The sequence below is a fragment of the Arthrobacter sp. BF1 genome (genome assembly GCF_056680215.1).
Genome location: NZ_CM155271.1, coordinates 963,578 through 983,715, shown reverse-complemented (window position 1 = coordinate 983,715; position 20,138 = coordinate 963,578). Strand labels below are relative to the sequence as shown.

General features: G+C 65.4%; 19 protein-coding genes and 1 pseudogene. 15 read left to right on the top strand and 5 right to left on the bottom strand.

The annotated features are described in order from the left end of the window. Nucleotides 1-106: 106 nt before the first annotated feature. From AC1MCD_RS04765 to AC1MCD_RS04730, 8 genes are all read left to right on the top strand, one after another. On the top strand, nt 107-985 hold the full coding sequence (locus tag AC1MCD_RS04765; RefSeq protein WP_498676325.1) for a 2-hydroxy-3-oxopropionate reductase: 879 nt from the start codon (nt 107-109) through the stop codon (nt 983-985). A 148-nt stretch (nt 986-1,133) separates the two neighbouring features. Next, complete coding sequence (gene gcl / locus AC1MCD_RS04760) at nt 1,134-2,912, top strand: glyoxylate carboligase (protein ID WP_498676322.1); 1,779 nt, start codon at nt 1,134-1,136, stop codon at nt 2,910-2,912. 2 nt (nt 2,913-2,914) lie between these two features. Further along, complete coding sequence (locus AC1MCD_RS04755; protein WP_498676320.1) at nt 2,915-4,123, top strand: glycerate kinase; 1,209 nt, start codon at nt 2,915-2,917, stop codon at nt 4,121-4,123. Next, complete coding sequence (allB, locus tag AC1MCD_RS04750; protein ID WP_498676318.1) at nt 4,116-5,459, top strand: allantoinase AllB; 1,344 nt, start codon at nt 4,116-4,118, stop codon at nt 5,457-5,459. The genes AC1MCD_RS04755 and allB overlap by 8 nt, the downstream gene beginning before the upstream one ends. A gap of 104 nt (nt 5,460-5,563) precedes the next feature. Further along, on the top strand, nt 5,564-6,148 hold the full coding sequence (locus AC1MCD_RS04745; protein ID WP_498676317.1) for a winged helix-turn-helix domain-containing protein: 585 nt from the start codon (nt 5,564-5,566) through the stop codon (nt 6,146-6,148). Between the two features lie 53 nt (nt 6,149-6,201). Continuing rightward, a complete protein-coding gene (gene bcp, locus AC1MCD_RS04740) occupies nt 6,202-6,702 on the top strand; it encodes a thioredoxin-dependent thiol peroxidase (RefSeq protein ID WP_498676316.1) in 501 nt (166 codons plus the stop codon). Nucleotides 6,703-6,844: 142 nt separating this feature from the next. Continuing rightward, nucleotides 6,845-7,768 carry an NADP-dependent oxidoreductase gene (locus AC1MCD_RS04735; protein WP_498676314.1) on the top strand — a complete coding sequence of 308 codons (924 nt, stop codon included), beginning with the start codon at nt 6,845-6,847 and terminating at the stop codon, nt 7,766-7,768. Between the two features lie 54 nt (nt 7,769-7,822). Further along, the gene (locus AC1MCD_RS04730; RefSeq protein WP_498676312.1) at nt 7,823-8,845 is read left to right on the top strand and encodes an LLM class flavin-dependent oxidoreductase; all 1,023 of its coding nucleotides are present in this window, start codon (nt 7,823-7,825) and stop codon (nt 8,843-8,845) included. A gap of 69 nt (nt 8,846-8,914) precedes the next feature. On the opposite strand, the gene AC1MCD_RS04725 is transcribed toward AC1MCD_RS04730, so the two are convergent. Further along, nucleotides 8,915-9,421: a GNAT family N-acetyltransferase gene (locus tag AC1MCD_RS04725; protein WP_498676310.1), complete on the bottom strand. Its 507-nt coding sequence runs from the start codon at nt 9,419-9,421 to the stop codon at nt 8,915-8,917. 199 nt (nt 9,422-9,620) lie between these two features. Here AC1MCD_RS04725 and AC1MCD_RS04720 point away from each other — a divergent pair. After that, nucleotides 9,621-10,037 (top strand): annotated as a pseudogene (locus AC1MCD_RS04720) (SRPBCC family protein); the annotation flags it as partial. A gap of 288 nt (nt 10,038-10,325) precedes the next feature. Here AC1MCD_RS04720 and chcB2 read toward each other — a convergent pair. Both chcB2 and chcC2 read right to left on the bottom strand, forming a co-directional pair. Then, a complete protein-coding gene (chcB2, locus tag AC1MCD_RS04715) occupies nt 10,326-11,087 on the bottom strand; it encodes a cis-4-hydroxycyclohexanecarboxylate dehydrogenase (protein WP_498676309.1) in 762 nt (253 codons plus the stop codon). 2 nt (nt 11,088-11,089) lie between these two features. After that, the gene (gene chcC2 / locus AC1MCD_RS04710; protein ID WP_498676308.1) at nt 11,090-12,805 is read right to left on the bottom strand and encodes a 4-oxocyclohex-2-ene-1-carboxylate 5-dehydrogenase; all 1,716 of its coding nucleotides are present in this window, start codon (nt 12,803-12,805) and stop codon (nt 11,090-11,092) included. Between the two features lie 131 nt (nt 12,806-12,936). On the opposite strand from chcC2, the gene AC1MCD_RS04705 reads away from it, so the two are divergent. The 5 genes from AC1MCD_RS04705 (at nt 12,937) to AC1MCD_RS04685 (ending at nt 18,082) form a co-directional block, all read left to right on the top strand. Continuing rightward, nucleotides 12,937-13,722: an IclR family transcriptional regulator gene (locus tag AC1MCD_RS04705; RefSeq protein ID WP_498676306.1), complete on the top strand. Its 786-nt coding sequence runs from the start codon at nt 12,937-12,939 to the stop codon at nt 13,720-13,722. A gap of 106 nt (nt 13,723-13,828) precedes the next feature. After that, nucleotides 13,829-14,590, top strand: a complete 762-nt coding sequence (locus AC1MCD_RS04700; protein ID WP_498676302.1) for an SDR family NAD(P)-dependent oxidoreductase — start codon at nt 13,829-13,831, stop codon at nt 14,588-14,590. Between the two features lie 83 nt (nt 14,591-14,673). Beyond that, the gene (gene chcC1 / locus AC1MCD_RS04695; RefSeq protein ID WP_498676299.1) at nt 14,674-16,356 is read left to right on the top strand and encodes a 4-oxocyclohexanecarboxylate 2-dehydrogenase; all 1,683 of its coding nucleotides are present in this window, start codon (nt 14,674-14,676) and stop codon (nt 16,354-16,356) included. Nucleotide 16,357: 1 nt separating this feature from the next. Further along, nucleotides 16,358-16,687 carry a Dabb family protein gene (locus tag AC1MCD_RS04690; protein WP_498676296.1) on the top strand — a complete coding sequence of 110 codons (330 nt, stop codon included), beginning with the start codon at nt 16,358-16,360 and terminating at the stop codon, nt 16,685-16,687. Between the two features lie 9 nt (nt 16,688-16,696). Then, nucleotides 16,697-18,082, top strand: coding sequence for an MFS transporter (locus AC1MCD_RS04685; RefSeq protein WP_498676294.1), 1,386 nt, complete (start codon nt 16,697-16,699; stop codon nt 18,080-18,082). A gap of 69 nt (nt 18,083-18,151) precedes the next feature. Here AC1MCD_RS04685 and AC1MCD_RS04680 read toward each other — a convergent pair whose 3' ends face one another. Continuing rightward, nucleotides 18,152-18,475: a 2Fe-2S iron-sulfur cluster-binding protein gene (locus AC1MCD_RS04680; protein WP_498676292.1), complete on the bottom strand. Its 324-nt coding sequence runs from the start codon at nt 18,473-18,475 to the stop codon at nt 18,152-18,154. A 30-nt stretch (nt 18,476-18,505) separates the two neighbouring features. After that, entirely contained in the window at nt 18,506-19,783 is a 1,278-nt protein-coding gene (locus AC1MCD_RS04675; RefSeq protein WP_498676289.1) for an NAD(P)/FAD-dependent oxidoreductase, read from the bottom strand. 28 nt (nt 19,784-19,811) lie between these two features. Here AC1MCD_RS04675 and AC1MCD_RS04670 point away from each other — a divergent pair, with 28 nt between their 5' ends. Then, on the top strand, nt 19,812-20,024 hold the full coding sequence (locus tag AC1MCD_RS04670; RefSeq protein WP_498676287.1) for a hypothetical protein: 213 nt from the start codon (nt 19,812-19,814) through the stop codon (nt 20,022-20,024). Nucleotides 20,025-20,138 lie beyond the last annotated feature (114 nt).

Sequence of the window (20,138 nt, the reverse complement as noted above, 5' to 3'; positions counted from 1 at the left end):
CGCCCCGCCCAACTGAGTAGCGCTAACTGTCGTTTAGAGCCCTCATAACGACAGATAGCGCTACCTAGTTGGGACACCACGCACAGACTTCAGAAAGAGAACCAACATGAGCAACGTTGCAGTCATCGGACTCGGAATCATGGGCCTGCCCATGGCCATCAACCTGGTCAAGGCCGGCCACGCCGTCACCGGCTTCAACCGCAGCCAGGACAAGATCGACAAGCTGGTCTCCGAAGGCGGCAAGGGCGCCTCCAGCATCGCCGACGCCGTCAAGGAGGCCGACGTCGTCATCACCATGGTGCCGGACTCCCCCGATGTTGAGGGCGTGGTCAGCGGCAAGGACGGTGTCTTCGCCAATGCCAAGCAGGGCACCTTGTGGATCGACGCTTCCAGCATCCGCCCGGACGTTGCCAAGCGCCTCTCCGACGACGCCCGTGAAGCCGGCATCCGCCCCTTGGACGCACCGGTCTCCGGTGGCGAACAGGGCGCCATCGACGCCGTCCTCTCCATCATGGTGGGCGGCGACAAGGCAGACTTCGACGCAGCCCAAGACGTCCTGAACGCCGTCGGCAAAACCATCGTCCACGTGGGCCCGTCCGGCTCCGGCCAGACCGTCAAAGCTGCAAACCAGCTGATCGTCGCGGTCAACATCCAGGTCCTCGCCGAAGCCGTCGCCTTCCTTGAAGCCTACGGGGTGGACACCGACGCCGCCCTCAAGGTCCTTGGCGGCGGCCTCGCCGGTTCCAAGGTCCTGGACCAGAAGGGCCAGAAGATGCTGGACCGCAACTTCGACCCCGGCTTCCGCCTGGCCCTGCACCACAAGGACCTCGGCATCGTCACCTCCGCCGCCCGGGAAGCGAACGTCGCGGTCCCCCTCGGCGCCGTCGTCGCCCAGCTCGTCGCCGCCACCGTCAACCAGGGCGACGGCGCACTGGACCATTCCGGGCTCTTCAAGCAGGTCCTGAAGCTCAGTGGCAGGAAATAGAGCAGGCCGGGAGTAAGCCACCGCGCCACGGCGCGCATCACGCAGAACCGGGACACCGCCGTCGTACCCCGAACGACGGCGGCTCCCTCACCACACCCATTTTCTGCCCCGAACGCGGGCGAACCACATATTTAAGTAGGAGCACACCATGAGCAAGATGCGTACCGTTGATGCAGCGGTGGCCATCCTGGAAAAGGAAGGCGCCATCGAGGCGTTCGGCCTGCCAGGTGCCGCCATCAACCCCTTCTACTCCGCCATGCGGGCCCACGGCGGCATCCGCCACACGCTGGCCCGCCACGTGGAAGGCGCCAGCCACATGGCCGATGGGTACTCCCGCGCCAAGGACGGCAACATCGGCATCTGCATCGGCACGTCCGGCCCCGCCGGCACGGACATGATCACCGGCCTCTACGCCGCCTGGGCGGACTCCATCCCCATGCTCTGCATCACCGGCCAGGCGCCCGTGGCCAAGCTGCACAAGGAAGACTTCCAGGCCGTGGACATCGAGTCCATCGCCAAGCCCGTCACCAAGATGGCCATGACCGTCCTGGAGCCCGGCCAGGTTCCTGGCGCCTTCCAGAAGGCCTTCCAGCTGATGCGGTCCGGCCGTCCCGGACCCGTGCTGCTGGACCTGCCCATCGACGTCCAAATGGCCGAAATCGAATTCGACATCGAGACCTACGAGCCCCTCCCCATCGAAAAGCCCAAAGCCAGCCGCAAGCAGCTGGAAAAGGCCCTGGACATGCTCACCGCCGCCAAGAACCCGCTGATCGTGGCCGGCGGCGGCATCATCAACGCCGGCGCCTCCGCCCAGCTGGTTGAACTGGCCGAAACCCTGAACGTCCCGGTCATCCCCACGCTGATGGGCTGGGGCACCATCCCGGACGACCACCAGCTCATGGCCGGCATGGTGGGCCTGCAGACCTCCCACCGCTACGGCAACGAGACCTACCTGCAGAGCGACTTCGTGATCGGCATCGGCAACCGCTGGGCCAACCGCCACACCGGTGGCCTGGAGACTTACACCGCGGGCCGCAAGTTTGTTCACATCGACATTGAGCCCACGCAGATCGGCCGCGTTTTCTCGCCGGACCTGGGCATCGCGTCCGACGCCGGCGCGGCGCTGACCGGGCTGCTTGAGCTCGCCAAGGAGCGCAAGGCAGCAGGGTCCCTGCAGGACTACAGCGCCTGGGTTGCCGAGTGCCAGGACCGCAAAGCCTCCCTGCACCGCAAGACCCACTTCGAGAACATCCCCATCAAGCCGCAGCGCGTATACGAGGAAATGAACAAAGCGTTTGGCCGGGACACCACGTACGTCTCCACCATTGGCCTGTCCCAGATTGCGGGTGCGCAGATGCTGCACGTTTTTGGTCCCCGCAAGTGGATCAACGCCGGCCAGGCAGGCCCGCTGGGTTGGACCGGACCGGCTGCCCTCGGCGTGGTCCGCGGCAAGCCGGACGAGACCGTGGTGGCACTGTCCGGCGACTACGACTTCCAGTTCATGATCGAGGAACTCGCCGTTGGCGCCCAGTTCAACATCCCGTACATCCACGTGGTGGTGAACAACTCCTACCTGGGCCTGATCCGCCAGTCCCAGCGCGGCTTCAAGATGGAGCAGAACGTCTCCCTGGCGTTCGAGAACATCAACTCCCCCGAGACGAACGGCTACGGCGTGGACCACCTCAAGGTCGCCGAAGGCCTGGGCTGCAAGGCCGTGCGTGTGCAGGACCCGGCAGACCTGCCGGCCGCGTTCGGCAAAGCCAAGGCGCTGATGGGCGAGTTCCAGGTGCCTGTGGTGGTGGAAGTGATCCTGGAAAAGATCACCAACATCTCCATGGGTTTGGAAATCAACGCGGTGAACGAGTTCGAGGAACTGGCCGAGACCGCCGCTGACGCCCCCACGGCCATCCTGGCACTGCAGGCATAACCATGCGGATCGTCATTGCCCCGGATAAGTTCAAGGGATCGCTCTCCGCGCCGGAGGTGTGCCGACACCTGGAAAAGGGCCTGCACCTCGGTGCCGGCACGGCAAAATCCAGCACCCTTGAGGTCCTCCGGATTCCGGTGGCCGACGGCGGCGAGGGAACCCTCGATGCCGCCGTCGGCTCCGGTTTCACCCGCAGGAGTGCCCTAGTCAGCGGCCCCACCGGTGAACCTGTCGCAGCGGACTTCGCTGTCCGTGGCCACGAGGCGGTCATCGAGATGGCCACCGCGTCCGGTCTCGCCCTGGTGCCCCGGGTAAAGAACAGCGGCCAGCCGGATTCGGCCGCGGCCACGACGGCAACCAGCCTGGGCACAGGCCAGCTGATCCGGGCGGCACTGGACGAGGGCTGCCGGCGGATTGTGTTGGGGGTCGGCGGCAGCGCCAACACCGACGGCGGCGCCGGGCTTTTGCAGGGCTTGGGCGCCAGGTTCCTGGACGCCACAGGCAGGGAACTTCCGTCCGGCGGGGCCGCCCTGACCCAGCTGGACAGCATCGACTTCACCGACTTTGAACCACGTCTGGTGGATACACGCTTTGTGCTGGCGTCTGACGTCGACAACCCCCTGCTGGGCCACCATGGCGCCGCGGCGGTTTTCGGCCCGCAAAAGGGCGCCACACAACAGGACGTCGGCTTGCTCGACGCCGCCCTGGCCAGGTTTGTCGAAGTCTTGGCCAGGGAAATCGGATTCCGTGCCATCAAAGCGGCGGAAGCCCCCAGTGCCGGGGCCGCCGGGGGCGTGGGCTACGCGGCCATCGCCGTCCTCGCGGCAACGCGGCGGCCGGGAATCGACGTCGTGCTGGAATTCACGGACCTGGCACACCGGCTTGGCGGCGCCGATCTGGTGATCACCGGGGAGGGCAGCCTGGACGAGCAGAGCCTGCTGGGCAAAACACCCATGGGTGTTGCCCGGGCTGCTAGCGCGCTGGGTGTTCCGGTCATCGCAGTGTGCGGCCGGACCACGCTGACACAGGAACAGACCATAGCCGCCGGCTTCGAGGACGTTTACGCTTTGACCGAGCTTGAAACCAATGTAGACAGGTGCATGGCAGAGGCAGGACCGCTTCTGGAGCAGCTGGGCACGCAGATCGGCGGCAGGCTGGCAGCGAACAGGCTGGCCCGCACCGCTGACACAAAGGAGGACCTCCATGTCTGAAGAACGCTACGACCTGGTCATCCGCGGCCGGCGCATCCTCACCACCGCGGGCATCGCTGCCCGTGAAGTGGGCGTCCGGGGCGGAAAGATCGCGGCCATCGAGCCGCTGGGCAACGGCCTGGCCGGCTCCGACGTCATCGAACTGGCCGACGACGAAACCCTGCTTCCCGGCCTCGTGGACACGCACGTGCACGTCAACGAACCGGGCCGCACCGAATGGGAAGGGTTCGCCTCCGCCACCCGCGCCGCCGCCGCCGGCGGCGTCACCACCATCATCGACATGCCGCTGAACTCCATCCCGCCCACCACCACTGTGGAAGGCCTCAAGCTCAAGCGCGAGGTGGCCGAGGACCAGGCTTTTGTGGACGTCGGCTTCTGGGGCGGCGCCATCCCCGGCAACAAGGCGGACCTCCGTCCGCTGCACGATGAGGGCGTCTTCGGCTTCAAGTGCTTCCTGCTGCACTCGGGCGTGGACGAGTTCCCGCACCTCGAAGCAGACGAGATGGAAGAGGACATGGCCGAGCTGAAGTCCTTCGACTCGCTCATGATCGTCCACGCGGAGGACTCCCACGCCATCGACCGCGCACCCCATCCCGGCGGCGACCACTACTCCACGTTCCTGGCCTCCCGCCCCCGCGGCGCCGAGAACAAGGCCATCGCCGAGGTCATCGAACGGGCGCGCTGGACCGGTGCACGTGCGCACATCCTGCACCTCTCGTCGTCGGACGCGCTGCCCATGATCGCCACCGCAAAGCGCGACGGCGTCAAGCTCACCGTGGAGACGTGCCCGCACTACCTCACGCTGATGGCCGAGGAAATTCCGGACGGTGCCACCGCGTACAAGTGCTGCCCGCCCATCCGGGAGGCCGCCAACCGCGAGCTGCTGTGGCAGGGCCTGCTGGACGGCACCATCGACTGCATCGTCTCGGACCACTCACCCTCGACCCTGGACCTGAAGGACTTGGAGAACGGTGACTTCGCCGTGGCCTGGGGCGGCGTGTCGTCGCTGCAGTTGGGCCTGTCCCTGGTGTGGACCGAAGCCCGGCACCGCAGGATCCCGCTGGAGCAGGTCGTATCGTGGATGGCCGAGAAGCCGGCCGCACTGGCCCGGTTAAGCAACAAGGGCCAGCTTGCCCTCGGCTACGACGCCGATTTCGCCGTCTTCGCCCCGGACGAGGCGTTCGTGGTGGACGTCTCCAAACTCAAGCACAAGAACCCCATCACCCCCTACGACGGCAAAGCCCTCTCCGGCGTGGTGCGGCGCACCTACCTGCGCGGCAGCGTGGTGGACGGCCAGACACCCACCGGCAAGCTCATCCGCCGCGGCGGGATCTAACCGGGTCAGTGGCAACTGAATCCCCCCTTTCGAGCTGCCCACGTTCTCCGGCGCTTCCGGCGCGGGCACCCGCGCCCAAGGCCCGGGGCCTGGCTGTCTGGGTCGTGCCCGGCGCCAACCAGGAACCAGATGATGCGCTGATTGCCTGCGCCGCCCAGGAACTGCTCGAACGTGCCCAGAGAATTGCCCCGGAGGTGGAAGTCCATTTTTGGCCTGCCGCCGGGGACGCAACTTCCGCCGCCGGCGTGAACCCTGGGGAGGGTACATGCGACGGCGGAAATCCGGAGCCGTCGTCGTCCCCTGCGGAGGACTCCCCGCAAGCGGACGACGGCGGTTCCTCCCACCTGCCGCTGCGGTGGTCTGCCCCCGGCCTGCTGTCAGTGGACCTTCGCAGGGGTCCCGTGCTGCTGGACGGGACGCCCATCCAGTTGACCGGGGTGGAGTACCGCGTGCTGCAGTATCTGGCCGAGAACTGTTCCCGTCCGGTCGGCCGGAAGGAACTGCAACGCGTTCTGGAGTCACTGGAATTTCCCGGCTGCACGCCGCGTTCGATCGACGTTTATGTGGGCCGCCTGCGCCGGAAATTCGGAACGGCACGGCATGCGATCGCCACCATCCGGGGCGGCGGCTACCGGTTCACGCCCGGCTCCAGGGTTACCATCCGGAACCCGTCCGAATACGCCATCTAACAGCAACAGCTACCCGCCGTCCCGTTCATCCCACCGATAAGGATCATCCAACCATGAACCCGAACCAGCCGCATTCCCTCCGTCTCCAGCCTGGCAGCCAAGCGCCGGACTTCACCCTTAGCGATGCCACCGGGAACCCGGTGTCCCTCGCGGATTACCGGGGCACGAATGTCATCGTGTACTTCTACCCCAGGGCGGCCACGCCGGGCTGCACCACCGAAGCGTGCGATTTCCGCGACAACCTTGCCTCATTGCAGCGTGAAGGATACGAGGTCCTGGGGATCTCACCGGACGCTCCCCGAGCCCTGGCGGAGTTCAGCGACGATTTCACCCTCACCTTTCCCCTCCTCTCAGATGGGGAACATTCCGTAGCCATGGCCTATGGCGCCTGGGGCGAAAAGCTCCTCGATGGGCAGGTGGTTGAGGGTGTTATCCGGTCAACTGTCGTTGTTGACCCCCAGGGCAGGGTGACCCTGGCGCAGTACCATGTGGACGCAGCAGGCCACGTGGCTGCGCTCAGGGAAGAACTCGCGACGCCGACGCTTCGTCGGTAGGCGGTAAAGACCGACGCCGGCATCCAGTGGAGCGACGCACTCTCGGCCATGTGCCGAAAGCCAACTGCTCCTTGTTGCGCCCGTTCGCCGTTGGCATCATGAGAACACCGATCATGCCGCCAGCTTAGAAGGGAAGAATGCCGTGAAGGCTGTCCAATTTGCCGAGTATGGCGGGCCGGAGGTCCTCAAGGTCGTCGAGGTCGAGGAGCCGCACCCAGGGCCGGGCCAGATCCGGGTGGCCGTTCGCGCGGCGGGCGTGAATGCCTTCGACTGGAAGTTTCGACGCGGGGACCTGGCTGCCTTCATGCCGGTCAATTTCCCTGCGGGGGTCGGCCTTGATGCCTCGGGAGTCGTGGACGAGGTCGGCGGGGGCGCAATGGGCGTCGCTGTCGGAGACGAGGTCTTCGGCAGTATCCCCTTGGGTAGTTCAGCCAACTGGGCGACAGCCGAGTATGCGGTGCTGGCTGAGTGGGCGCGGAAGCCGGAGGGTCTCTCGTTCGAGGAGGCTGCCGGATACCCGATGTCAACCGAAGCGGCACGCCGGGCGTTGAACGTGTTGCCCCTGGAGTCCGGGCAGACTCTCCTCGTCAATGGGGCTGCCGGCGGAGTGGGCCTGGCCGGCGTCCAATTCGCGCTGGCTGCCGAAGCCATCGTGATCGGCACCGCCAGTGAAGGGCATCACCAGTATCTACGCTCTCTTGGTGCGATCCCAACGACGTATGGCCCCGGCCTGGTCGACCGTGTGCGCGGGCTTGCCCCGCGCGGTGTCGATGTCGCCTTCGATGCGGTGGGTTTCGGAGTCCTGCCGGAACTTATTGAGCTCACCGGCAGTGCCGGGAAGGTCATCACCATAGCCGACAACAGGGCCGCCGAGTATGGCGTGCGGTTCTCCGGCGGCGCAGGCGCGGATCGTGCGCCCGAAGCCCGCGCTGAAGCGGCGGCGCTGTTCGAGCAGGGAAAATTCCGGCTGCCGGTCGCGGAAACCTTTTCCTTGGACAATGTCGCGGCCGCGCACGCGAAAAGCGAACAGGGCCACGTGCTTGGCAAGTTTATTGTGACCGTGTAGTCCACAATCATTTCCGGCTTCAGCCGGAATGCGACTAGTACTACAGTTTCCGGTGTGAAGAACATCGGCTTCCTGTCCTTCGGCCATTGGACCGACCACCCGGAGTCCGGCACGCGCAACGCGTCGGACGCGCTGTTGCAGGCGATCGACCTGGCCGTCGCGGCCGAGGAGCTGGGTGCGGACGGGGCCTATTTCCGCGTCCACCACTTTGCGCAGCAGTATGCTTCCCCGTTCCCCCTGCTCGCTGCCATTGGAGCACGCACAAGCCGCATTGAGATCGGTACCGGCGTGATTGACATGCGCTACGAGAACCCGCTCTACATGGCGGAGGACGCCGGCGCGGCCGACCTGATCTCGGGCGGCCGATTGCAGCTGGGCATCAGCAGGGGTTCACCCGAGCAGGTCATCGACGGGTGGCGCCACTTCGGCTTTGTCCCGGCCCAGGGCGAGTCTGACGCCGATATGGGCCGCAGGCACACCGAGCGTCTGCTTGAGGTGCTCACCGGCGAAGGCTTCGCGGCACCGAGCCCCCGCCCGATGTTCCCGAACCCTCCGGGGCTGCTGCGCGTGGAACCGCACTCTGAGGGCCTGCGTGATCGCATCTGGTGGGGTTCGGGCTCGAACGCCACGGCTGTCTGGGCGGCGAAGCTCGGCATGAACCTGCAGAGCTCCACCCTCAAGGATGACGAGAGCGGTAAGCCGTTCCACGTCCAGCAGGCCGAGCAGATCGACCTCTACCGGCAGGCATGGAAGGAGGCCGGGCACCAGCGGGAGCCGCGCGTCTCGGTCAGCCGCAGCATTTTTGCACTGACGGACGAGCGCGACTGGCAATACTTCGGCCGCGACCGCTACAGCTCCGACCAGGTGGGCAACATAGACGAGAAAACGCGTGCGGTTTTTGGCCGCTCCTACGCGGGCGCCCCGGACGAGCTGGCCGCGAAGCTGGCCGAGGACGAGGCGATCGCCACAGCAGACACCCTGCTGCTCACGGTCCCGAACCAGCTCGGCGTCGACTACAACGCCCACGTCATTGAGTCGGTCCTGAAGTATGTGGCGCCCCAGCTCGGCTGGCGCTGAGGAAACAGGCAAACGATGGATCTACACCTGCACGGAAAGACGGTTCTGACCATCGACGGCGGCCCTCGACTAGCGTACGCTCCGGCCTGGCCGGAGCATCCTGAGCTGCGGCAGTTCTTCCCACTCCGGCGGCAGCAGGCCCTTTGCTCCGTCGGGGCGGAAGCCATGCTTGAGGTAAAACGCCTGCGCCCGGGCATTGTCCTGCAGCACCCACAGATAAGCGGGTGAATCGCCGACGGCGGCACTCAACAGTGCCGCACCCAGCCCCGTTCCGTAGGTGTGCCGGAGCGTAAAGATCGAATACAGTTCCAGCTCCGCGGGCCCCGGATCATCCCGGCCCGGGCCGGCATCCGCCAGTCCCACAATGTGGTTGTCGCCGTCAACGGCAATGATCCGCGGATCGGCTACTGCGAGGTGCGGACGACGCCGTTCCGCGCGTTCGCGGATGCTGGCCCGGCGGTCGCGGAAGAACTCCGGCGAGAGCAGGTGCCCGTAGCTCTCCTCATGGGCGAGCGTATGAAAGAGCACCACGGCCATAGCGTCCTCGGGAGTGGCCTGACGAAGCTGATAGTCCATCCGGTCAGCCTAAGCTTTGCGGTGCACCCAAGCGGGTCAGGGGCCGGGCGTTTCGGAGGTAGTCTGCCTCTTTTGGTCAGCAGGAGCTGGACGAGCTGTTCACCGGCTTGGCGCAGCAGTTCTCGGATTGCAGGTCACACGCTTTCGAAAAGACCGGGTAACCCAAATCCCCGTGTTGCTGCAGTCCGCAGTAAGTCCTACCGTTGCGGAACGGCTCTGGGAAGCCATCACGGACAGCGAGATCCGCAGCAGCTACCAGTTCGGAAACTCCCTCGAATCCGACTGGACCCCGGGCGGACGGTTTGAAATGGGCAACCCCAAAGCCGGGGTGCTGCTGGGCGAAGGCGAGAACCTCGAAGTCGACCCGCCACGGAAGCTCGTCCAGACCATGACCGCGCTCTGGGGCGAGGACGTCAAAGCCGAAGGCACCTCCCGCATCACCTGGGAGATCGAACCCGTCGGCGACTCCTGCCACCTCACCGTCACCCACGACCAGCTCCGCGAAGGCGCCAACGAACAGCTCTACGGCGGCTGGCCCATGATCCTCTCCGGCCTCAAAACCTGGCTCGAAACCGGCGAGAAGCTCACCACCCCCGGCTCCCTCATGTACACCTAGGCGCGCTAGCGGGGAACCAGCCGCCACAGGGACGTGACCTCGGCCTCACGCGCCTCGAACAGCGGAGAGGACAAGCCAGCCCTCACCGCCCGGCTCCAGATGGTCGGAAAGTTCGTTCAGGAAACGGAACAGCATCCTGATATCTTCACCGTAACCGGCAATGGGTCCAAATGGTGAAGACCGTGAACATTCACTGTTTTTGCTGAAATGTTCCCGATGTTCACCACCGCCCCACGCGCCGGTGGCACCCAACCGGGTGCCGCCGTCGTACTTCTGCTTCCGGTGCCACTAAGCGGCGGTGTATCCGCCGTCGGCATTGATGATGGATCCGGTCAGGGCCGACGACCCCTCGCCCGCGAGGAACAGCACCACGTTGGCGATCTCCTCGGGCCGAAGCAGCCGCCCGATGGGCTGCCTGGAAATCATCTGCGAGCGTGTCTCGTCCGGCAGCCGGGCCAGCAAGGGGGTGTCCACGTAGCCCGGAGACACAGCGTTGAACCGAATGCCCTCCCGTGCGTATGTGAGGGCAGCCGAACGGGTGAAGTTGGCGACGGCTGCCTTCGCTGCGGAATAGGCGTTGCTGTTCGCCTGCCCCACATGGGCCAGGATCGACGCCATATTAATGACGGAGGCTGTCCGCGGTTCCGCCTTGTGCCGCCAGCCTTCGAGGATGGTGGCCACAGCCCATTTGTTGCACACGGCAACACCTGTGAGGTTGACGTCAATGACACGTTGCCACTTCGACAGGTCGAGTTCGTGAAGCGGAGCCTTGACTTCGGGAACCCCGGCATTGGCCACCAGGACGTCCAAGCCGCCAAAGATACGCGCCGCTCCTTCCATCAGGCCGCGCACCGAGTCTTCGTCGGTCACATCCGTGTGGACGAACTGGGCCCTTCCACCGCGAGCGGTAATCTTCTCGACAACCTGCGAAGCGGCACTTCCGATGTCCCCGATGGTGACTGCATACCCCGCATCCGCAAGCTTCAGGGCGATGGCTTCCCCGATCCCGGAACCACCACCCGTCACCACAGCGGATCCTGCATCTCCCACGGTCAGACCAGTTCGGAACGCTTGCCGCGCTCAGCCGCGAGTTTGGCAATGTCCCGCCCGGCCCGGTAACCGAAGACGAGGGCCGGGCCAATGTGGGAACCGTAGCCCGGGTAGCCGCCGCCGAACACGCTGACTGCGGCCGCCCCGACGGCGATCAGGCCGGGAATTGCCGTCCCCTCCTCAGTCTTGACCTCGGAGCGATCGTTAACGCCGATCCCTGCGAAGGTGCCAAGATCGCCCATCTGGATCTTGGCCGCAAAGTACGGTCCTTTGCCCACCGTGGCCAGGTTCGGGTTGGGCTTGTGCTCCATGTCGCCGCGGAAGTGGTTGTACAACGTGGAACCCCGGCCGAACGCCGGGTCCTCGCCGCGTTCGGCGGCCGGATTGAACTCCGCCACGGTCGCTTTCAGGCCTTCTGCATCGATGCCGCGCTTGCCGGCCAGTTCCTCCAGGGTTGCCCCCTTGACCAGGTAGCCCGTCTTGTAGAAGTAACCTCGCGGCATGGGCCAGGGCTTGGCGTAGCCGATGCCGTACTTGTGCATGGTCCTGGCATCACCGATCACATAACCGAACGTCTTGTCCTCGTCCTGGTTGTGGCCGATCATCGCACCGCCGAAGTCGTGGTAACTCAGGGCCTCGTTGCCGAAGCGTTTGCCGTGACGGTCCACGGCAATCAGGCCCGGCAGCCCGATCGCGCGAAGATGCGGGAAGAGCCGCTCCTTGCCGTTGAGGTACTTGAAGACGGTCACCGGCGCCCAGGAGCCCACGCTGAACACGGAGTTGTCGATGTGTCCGCCCGCGCTGATCGCCAGGTTCGCGGCGTCGCCGCCATGGCCCAGGGTGGGGGTGAAATGGTCGTCGCCCTCCGCATCGTGCGGGAAGTACTGCTTGCGCAGTTCCTTGTTCCCGGAGAATCCGCCGGCGGCGAGGATGACGCCCAGTTTTGCCGTTACCGTGGCGGCATGGTCTCCGCCGATGACCGCGCCCGTCACGGTGCCGGCGTCGTCCCGGGTCAGCGACAGCGCCGGTGACGAGTTCCAAAGCCGCACACCCAAATCGTCGGCGCTCTTGACCATGCGGGTCATCAGCGCGTTGCCGTTGGACCGGAGCACGGGGCGCTTGTACCGGGCGGCGTCCGCCCAGGTGCGTAGCAGCTTCTTCGCCACATAAACGAAGGACTTGACCGACTGGTTGACGTGGAAGAACTCGTTGATGTCCGGGCCAACCTGCGGCATGTAGCCGAACACCGTGTAGGAACTCATGTACGGCTGCATCAGGAGGCGCTTGTCACCGAGTACGCGCGCGTCAACGTCCCGGGGAAGGATGGCCCGGCCCGAGAGCTTGGCCCCGGGGAGGTCCATCTTGTAATCCGGCGACTTCTCCGGGTACGTGAACTTCACGTCGGTTTCGTTTTCGAAGAAGGCGATGGCCTCGGGCACGGTATCCAGGAAGGTCCGGACGCCGGCCCGGTTGAACGTCTCCGGCGCGAGGTTCTTCAGGTACGTTTCCGCTTCCTCGCGGGTGTCCCCCTGGGCCACCCCCTGTTTGTTGCCCGGGACCCAGGCCCAGCCGGCGGAAATCGCCGTGGTGCCGCCAAAGTACCGGTCCTTCTCGGCAACGATCACACTCAGGCCCTGCGATGCAGCCTTCAACGCCGCAGCCATTCCAGCCACACCAGAGCCGATCACCAGGACATCACACACAACGCTCTTACTCATGCTTCTTGCCCCGTTCAGTGGCTGCACGCGTCGGTGCGGCAGCCGGATGGAATGCCAGCCACCAGTAGAACGGGTGCGGGGAATCATCACGACCGCGATTACCATTGAACGGGAACTCATGAGGAGGTTCAGTGGCAAATTCCGGATCAGGCGAGTCGATTATCGCCCGCTTCGTCAGGATTCTGAGCGCCTTCGATGACAGCCACCAGACCATGAGCGTCGCCGAACTGGGCCGCCGGACAGGGCTTCCGGTCACCACTGCGTACAGGATTGTCAACGAACTGCTCCTCGAACGCCTCCTGGAACGCGAACCGGGAGGGGACATCCATATCGGCACCCGAATGTGGGAACTTGTGTCCCGCGGGTCAAAGATGGTTGGCCTGAGGGAGGCTGCGCTGCCATTCATGGAGGACGTCCAGTCCGTGGTCCAGCACGCCACCACCCTGGGCATCCTGGATTCCGACGAGGTCCTCTACATCGAGCGGATCGGTACGCATTCAACTGTTGTGGACATTTCGAAAATCGCTGGCCGGCTTCCGCTGCACGCCACATCCTCGGGGTTGATCCTGCTTGCTCACTCCCCCGCCGCGTACCAGGACATGATCCTTGCCAGGCCCCTGACAAAGTACACCGACACCACACTCACCGAGCCGGCCGTGCTCCGCCGCCACCTGGCCGACATACGGCAACGCGGCTTCGCCGCCATGCCCGGGGTCATCGTTCCCGAGACCACCGGCATTGCCGTGCCGGTCTTCGGACCTGACAACACCACCATTGCAGCCCTGAGCGTGATCGTGCCGCGGACCGAAGAGCACACGGCCACCCGGGTCCCGGTGCTCATGGCCGGGGCCCGCGGGGTTTCCCGCGCACTGGGCTGGCGGGGCGAACTCAAGGGAACGGTCCGCAAAAGCCAATAAAATCCGCCATTACCGTTCATCGGTAATCTTGTGGTTTCGCTCACACCTCCCCTGTCACCGTAGCTAAGGCGCGGCAACGAGGCTGCGGAGTTACAAGGAGCGGAACATGAACAACACACTCGGCCGTGTCGCCGGCAAGACCGCGGTCATCACCGGTGGCAGGGGGGATCTCGGCAGCGCCACGGCGGCGCTACTCGCCGAACACGGCGCAACCGTTGCAAGCCTCGACATGGCAGGGGCACCGGCCGCCGTCGTCCATAACAACGTTCGGGAGTACGACGTTGACGTCACCGACGAAGACAGCGTTTCCGAGACAATCCAGCGCGTCACCGAGGACATGGGCGCCCCGGACATCCTGGTCAACGCGGCAGGAATCATCGGACCGGCCGGGGCCTCCCACACCGCCTCCGTCACGGACTTCGACACGATCTTCAACGTCAACGTCAAAGGCGTCTGGCTCATGACCAAGCACGTGGTGCCCGGCATGATTGCCAAGGGCGCAGGCAGCATCATCAACTTCTCCTCGATCCACGGCCTCACCGGTGGCAGCTCCGTCCCCCTCTACCACGCCACCAAAGGCGCCGTCCGGCTGCTGAGCAAGTCGGATGCGGCCGCCTACGGAGCCCACGGCATCAGGGTCAACTCCATCCACCCCGGTTCCATGAACACCCGGATGAGCCGCCGCTCCGCGGAACAGTCAGTGGTGGGCCCCGAGGAGTACTACAAGCAGCTCCTCGGCTCGAACCCGCTGCCCCGGCAGGGTGAACCGGAGGAAATCGCCTACGGCGTGCTCTACCTCGCTTCGGACGAATCCCGCTTCACCACCGGTTCGGAGCTCGTGATCGACGGCGGCTACACCGCGGTCTGAGCCACGCTCCCGCTCCCGCCGCCGGCGCCGTTACAGGTGCACGGCGGCGCATTCAACCATCTCCCGAAAGGCATCAACTAACCATGAAATTCGTCAGTGGAACCGCAGCGGAAAACTACGACGTCGTCGTCGTCGGTTCCGGAGCCGGCGCACTCACCGCCGGGGCTACTGCTGCCCGCGCCGGCAAGTCCGTCATCATCCTTGAGAAGAGCGACCTGCTGGGCGGCACCTCGGCCGTGTCCGGCGGCATGCTGTGGGTGGCGGACAACCACCACGCCCGCGACGCGGGCATCGCCGACTCCAAGGAGGCAGCGGCCCAGTATGTGCGTGCGGTGGCACGGGGCCGCGGCCGCGAAGAACTGCTCGACGCCGCGCTGAACTACGGCGACCAGATGCTGCAGTTTGTGGAAGCGGAGTGCGGCGTCCGGTTCATCTTCCTGGACAACTTCCCGGACTACCGCCAGGACCTGCCCGGCGCCCTGGCGGGCGGCCGCACGGTGGAGCCGGAGCTGTTCAACAGCAAGGAAGCCCTCGGGTCCCTCACTGCGCATGTCCGCACCGACGGCCGTGCACCCTTCACGATGCAGGAATACGAAACCTGGGGCGCTTTCACCAAATTCCCCTGGGACGAGTTGGACCTCCGCCAAAAGGAGGGCCTCGTGGCGAAGGGCCAGGCCCTGGTCTCCATGCTCCTGGCCAGCCTGGTCCACAGCGGAGCAGCGCTTGTCACCGGAGCCGGGGGGCACCGCCTGCTCACCGACGGCGGCCGGGTGACCGGCGTCGAGCTCGAATCCGGTGAAATCATCCGGGCCAACGACGGCGTGGTCCTGGCCACGGGGGGTTTCGAATGGGACAAAGCGCTGGCCGACTCGATGCTCGCGTCGCGGCTGCACACCATGTGCTCACCGCCCTCAAACACCGGCGACGGGCTGCGGATGTCCCAGCGGATCGGCGGCCAGACCCGCGGCACCCGGGAAGCCTGGTGGGCCCCCATGTCGGTGACCGGCGACACCCGTGACGGGCAACCGATCGGCACCCTGCTGCGCTTCGAACGCCAAGGCCCGGGGTCCATTATGGTGAACCGCCACGGCCGACGCTTCGCCAACGAGTCGCAGAACTATAACGACCTCGCCCGGAGCCTGCAGTCCTGGGACTCCGCCGCAAACCGGACCCTGAACACTCCGGCCCACGTGATTGTGGACCACGCGTACATGGAGCGCTACGGCATCCTGGCCCACCGCGCCGGCCAGCCCACCCCCGCCTACCTGATCGAGGCGGCAACGCTGGAGGCACTGGCGGAAAAGATCAACGTGCCCGTGGAAAACCTCGCCGCAACCGTGGCGCGTTTCAATGAGTTCGCCGTCAAGGGCGAGGACCCGGACTTCGGCCGCGGCGAAAGCGCGTACGACAAGTACTGGGGCGACGAGGAAAACCTGTACCCGAACCCGTCCCTGGGACCGCTGCAGACCGGACCCTTCTACGCCATGGAAGTGGTCAACGGCGCCTTCGGCACCAACGGCGGCGTGGCAACCGACGGGCTGGCCCGCGTGCTCGACGTCGACAACCACCCCATCGAGGGACTCTACGCAGCCGGAAACACCACCGAAAACGCCTACGCAGCCGGGTACCCCGGCGCCGGCGCCACGCTGGGCCCCATCATGACCATGGGCTACCTCGCCGGACGGACCATCGCCGGACAGGACCCCAACTATGCAGCCGGGCAGTTGGCCGGCGGCAAGCCGGCAGCGGAACTGGTGGGTGCCTGACATGATCCGCCACACCGTACTTTTCAAGTTCAAGCCGGACTTCCCGGCCACCGACAAACAGGCCTGGATCGCCGGACTCAACAGGATGAGGGGCAATATCCCGGGCATGCTCACCCTGACGCACGGACCCGACATGCTCAGCACCGAGCGCTCCTTCGACTACGCCATCGTGGCGGACTTCGAAAACGTCGAGGACATCGCGGTGTACAACGCGCACCCGCTGCACGAGCCCCTGAAGGCGTACTCGTTTCCCAACAGCCAGCAGATCCTCTCGGTGGACTTCCACCTCCAGGATCTCCAGCCGGCTTCCACCAAGACACCGCTGTCTTAAGGAGATTCCATGGACACTGCAACTGCACACCCGGCCGCACCCAAGACCCCAGGAAAGGCAGCCCTGGCCTCCTTCCTGGGCAGCACGCTGGAATACTACGATTTCTTCATCTATGGAACTGCCGCCGCCCTGGTATTTCCGCACCTGTTCTTTCCGTCCGCTGACCCCGCCATCGGACTGATCGGCGCCCTCGCCACTTTCGGTGTCGCCTATGTGGCGCGGCCTGTTGGCGGTCTGGTCATGGGACACTTCGGCGACAAACTGGGCCGCAAGAAGATCCTGCTGCTCACGCTGGGCATTATGGGCCTGGCCTCGCTGGGCATAGGCTGCCTCCCCGCCTACGAGCAGGTGGGGGTCTGGGCCCCCATCCTGCTGGTGGCCGGTCGCCTGGCCCAGGGATTCTCCGCCGGGGCTGAATCCGCCGGCGCCTCCACGCTCACCCTGGAACACTCCCCTGAAGGCAAACGCGCCTTCTTCACCAGCTTCGTGATGATGGGCTACGCCTCGGGCATGGTCCTGGCCACCCTGGTCTTCATTCCCATCACTGCCCTGCCCCAGGAAGCCATGATGAGCTGGGGCTGGCGTGTCCCGTTCTGGCTCTCCATCGTGGTCCTCGCCGTCGCCTACTGGGTTCGGACACACTTGGACGAAACGCCTGTCTTCGAAGCAGCCCAGGAGAAGGACCAGGTGGCCCCCATGCCTGTCAAGGAGGTCCTCAAGTTTCAGGCGCCTGACGTGGCGCGCGTTGCGGGCATGTCCATCATGGTGGTTATGCAGACAGTGTTTACTGTCTTTGGGCTGGCCTACGCCACCTCCACCGCGGGCTTCGACCGCTCCTCCATCCTGACTGTCAACGCCGTGGCCATCGGCTTGTCGATGCTCGTGATGCCGTTCGCCGCCCGGCTCGCGGACAGGATAGGACGCCGGCCCCTGCTGCTGGCTGCCGCGATCGGCTGCTCCGCCACAATTTTCCTGTACTTCCTCGCGCTGTCCTCGGGCAACATTGTGCTGGTCTTCCTGGCGGCATTCCTGAACATGACCGTGCTGTACTCGGCCTACAACGGTGTCTGGCCAGCGTTCGTGGCTGAGCAGTTCGCCACTCCCGTGCGCTACACGGGCATGGCACTGGGCAACCAGCTCGGCCTGGTCCTCGCCGGGTTCGCACCCATGATCGCCAGCATGTTGCTGGCGCCGGGAGTCACTGGCTGGCTCCCCGTTGCCATTTTTGCGACCGTCTGCATGTTGATTGCCGGCGTCTGCGTGCTCTACTCCCGTGAGACGTTCAAGACGCCGACTGAGGAACTGGGGGCACCGTATCTTGCGGGAACCGCCCTGCGCCGGGAACAGCACGCCGCCCGGACAGCCCTCGATGAAGTGGACCATCCGGTCCGTTAGGAACCACCGGCAAAATGACAGTGCCCCCGTCGCCAGACCGGCGTCGGGGGCACTGTCATTTGTTCGGGCCTACTCTTCCGGCGCGAGGGTGACGGTCATACCGTCCAGCCGGTCTTCAAACGCGACCTGGCAGGACAGCCGTGAGCAGTCCTCGCTGAAACCTTCGGCGTCCACCAGAAGCTCGGCCTCGTCCTCGCTGCGTCCGCCGAGGCTTTTGACGATGTCATTGTCCAAAAAGACGTGGCAGGTGGCGCAGGATGCCGTTCCGCCGCAGGAAGCCAGCACCGGCAGGTCGTTATCCCGCAATGCCTCCATCAGGCTTTGCTCCGGCTCCCACTCCACAGCGTGCTGCTGCCCGTCACGGTCCAGTACGGTCAGGGTGTTGTTACTCATCAGGGCTCTTTTCTTAGGATTTTGGGTGATTTAGACCAGTACTGCTGCGGTCTCGTAGGGTTCGGGCCCGGTACCTGCACCGGTCGCAGCGTCCTCAAGCTTCACTGCCGGGTCCTGAACCAGGAAGGGGTCGAGCAGCGCGCCCGTAGGAATCAGCTTCTTTGCCGGGCGGAAATCGGCCAACCCGCCCACGGTGTCGACGGCGGCGAGGCGGCCCTCGCGCAGGTAGACGACCGAGAACTTCCCGGTGGCCGGATCACCGCGCACAATGACCTCATCGTCGGGGTGCATCACGCCGGCGGTCTGAAGGCGCACACCATGCTGGACGGTCCAGAACCAAGGGGTCTCTGTTGGCGATACCTCACCAGCGAGGATGTCATTGACCACAGCCTCGGCCTGGGCATTGGCATTCTGAATGGATTCCAGCCGCTGGCTTGCGCCGCTGAACGGGCTGGTGAACCGGGTGACGTCCCCCGCAGCGTAAATGCCAGGGACGCTTGTCCGGCACTGTTCGTCCACCAGAACACCATCCCCACAGGTGAGCCCGGCAGCCTCGGCCAGCTCCTGGTTGGGCAGGACCCCAATGCCCGCCACCACGACGTCGGCCTCAAAGCTCCGGCCGTCAGAGGTCAGGACCCGTTGAACGCGGCCATTGCCCTGCAGTTCGGTCACCGCGGCCCCAAACTCCAGAACCACGCCCTGGGAGCGGTGGAGTTGCTCGAAGAAGGCAGACACCGGCTGGGAAGTCACCCGTTTCATCACACGGTCCTGGAACTCCAGCACCGTGACGGAACAGCCGTTCTTTACCGCTGCCGCGGCCACCTCCATCCCGATGAAACCGGCACCGATGACTACCACCTTCGCGCCGGGAACCAGAGCCCGCTTGATGGCCACGCCGTCCTGGTGGGTGCGCAAGGCGAGCACCCCGTCAAGGTCTGCCCCCGGCACGGGCAGCTCACGCGCCCGTGAGCCCGTGGCGAGCACCAGCCGGTGGTACGGCAGCCGGCTGCCGCCAGCGAGGACCACGGCGCTGTCTGCCGGGTCGATCGATCTGACGGTTTGACCCGGCAGGCGCTCGATCCCCTTGGCCTCGTAGTAGTCCTCCTTGCGCAGCAGCGGGGTCCGGTCCCCGGAACCCGGCGCCAGAAGGTCCTTCGACAGCGGCGGCCGCTCATAAGGTACGTCGTCCTGGGCGTCGACGACGACGATGCGCCCGTCCCAGCCCCGGGTCCGCAGGCCAGCTGCCACGGCCACCCCGGCGTGCCCGGAGCCGACAATTACGATGGGTTCCAAACCCTGTTCAGTCATTCTGTTCCTCCAGGAAAACGCTCATGCGGTGGGGACCCGCGTTGGTCAGGTTATTGCCGCGGACCCACTCAATCGGGTGGGCCGGATCCAGGGTGACCGAGGCCAACCGCTGGGCAAGCACTTCCGCGGTGACCGTGGTCTCCAGGAGGGCCAGCGGCTGGCCCAGGCAACTGTGCACACCGTGGCCGAAGCCGAGGAGAAGATTTTCGGTGCCCGGAAGGCCTTGCGGACGTCATCGTAGCGGGAGATGAAGTAGACATCTGAGACCGGTGACCAGCACCGGAGGACGGGTGCGTTCTCCCGCATCCAGGTGTAATGCGCGTAGGGATCCTCTTGGGAACCATCGTCAACAACC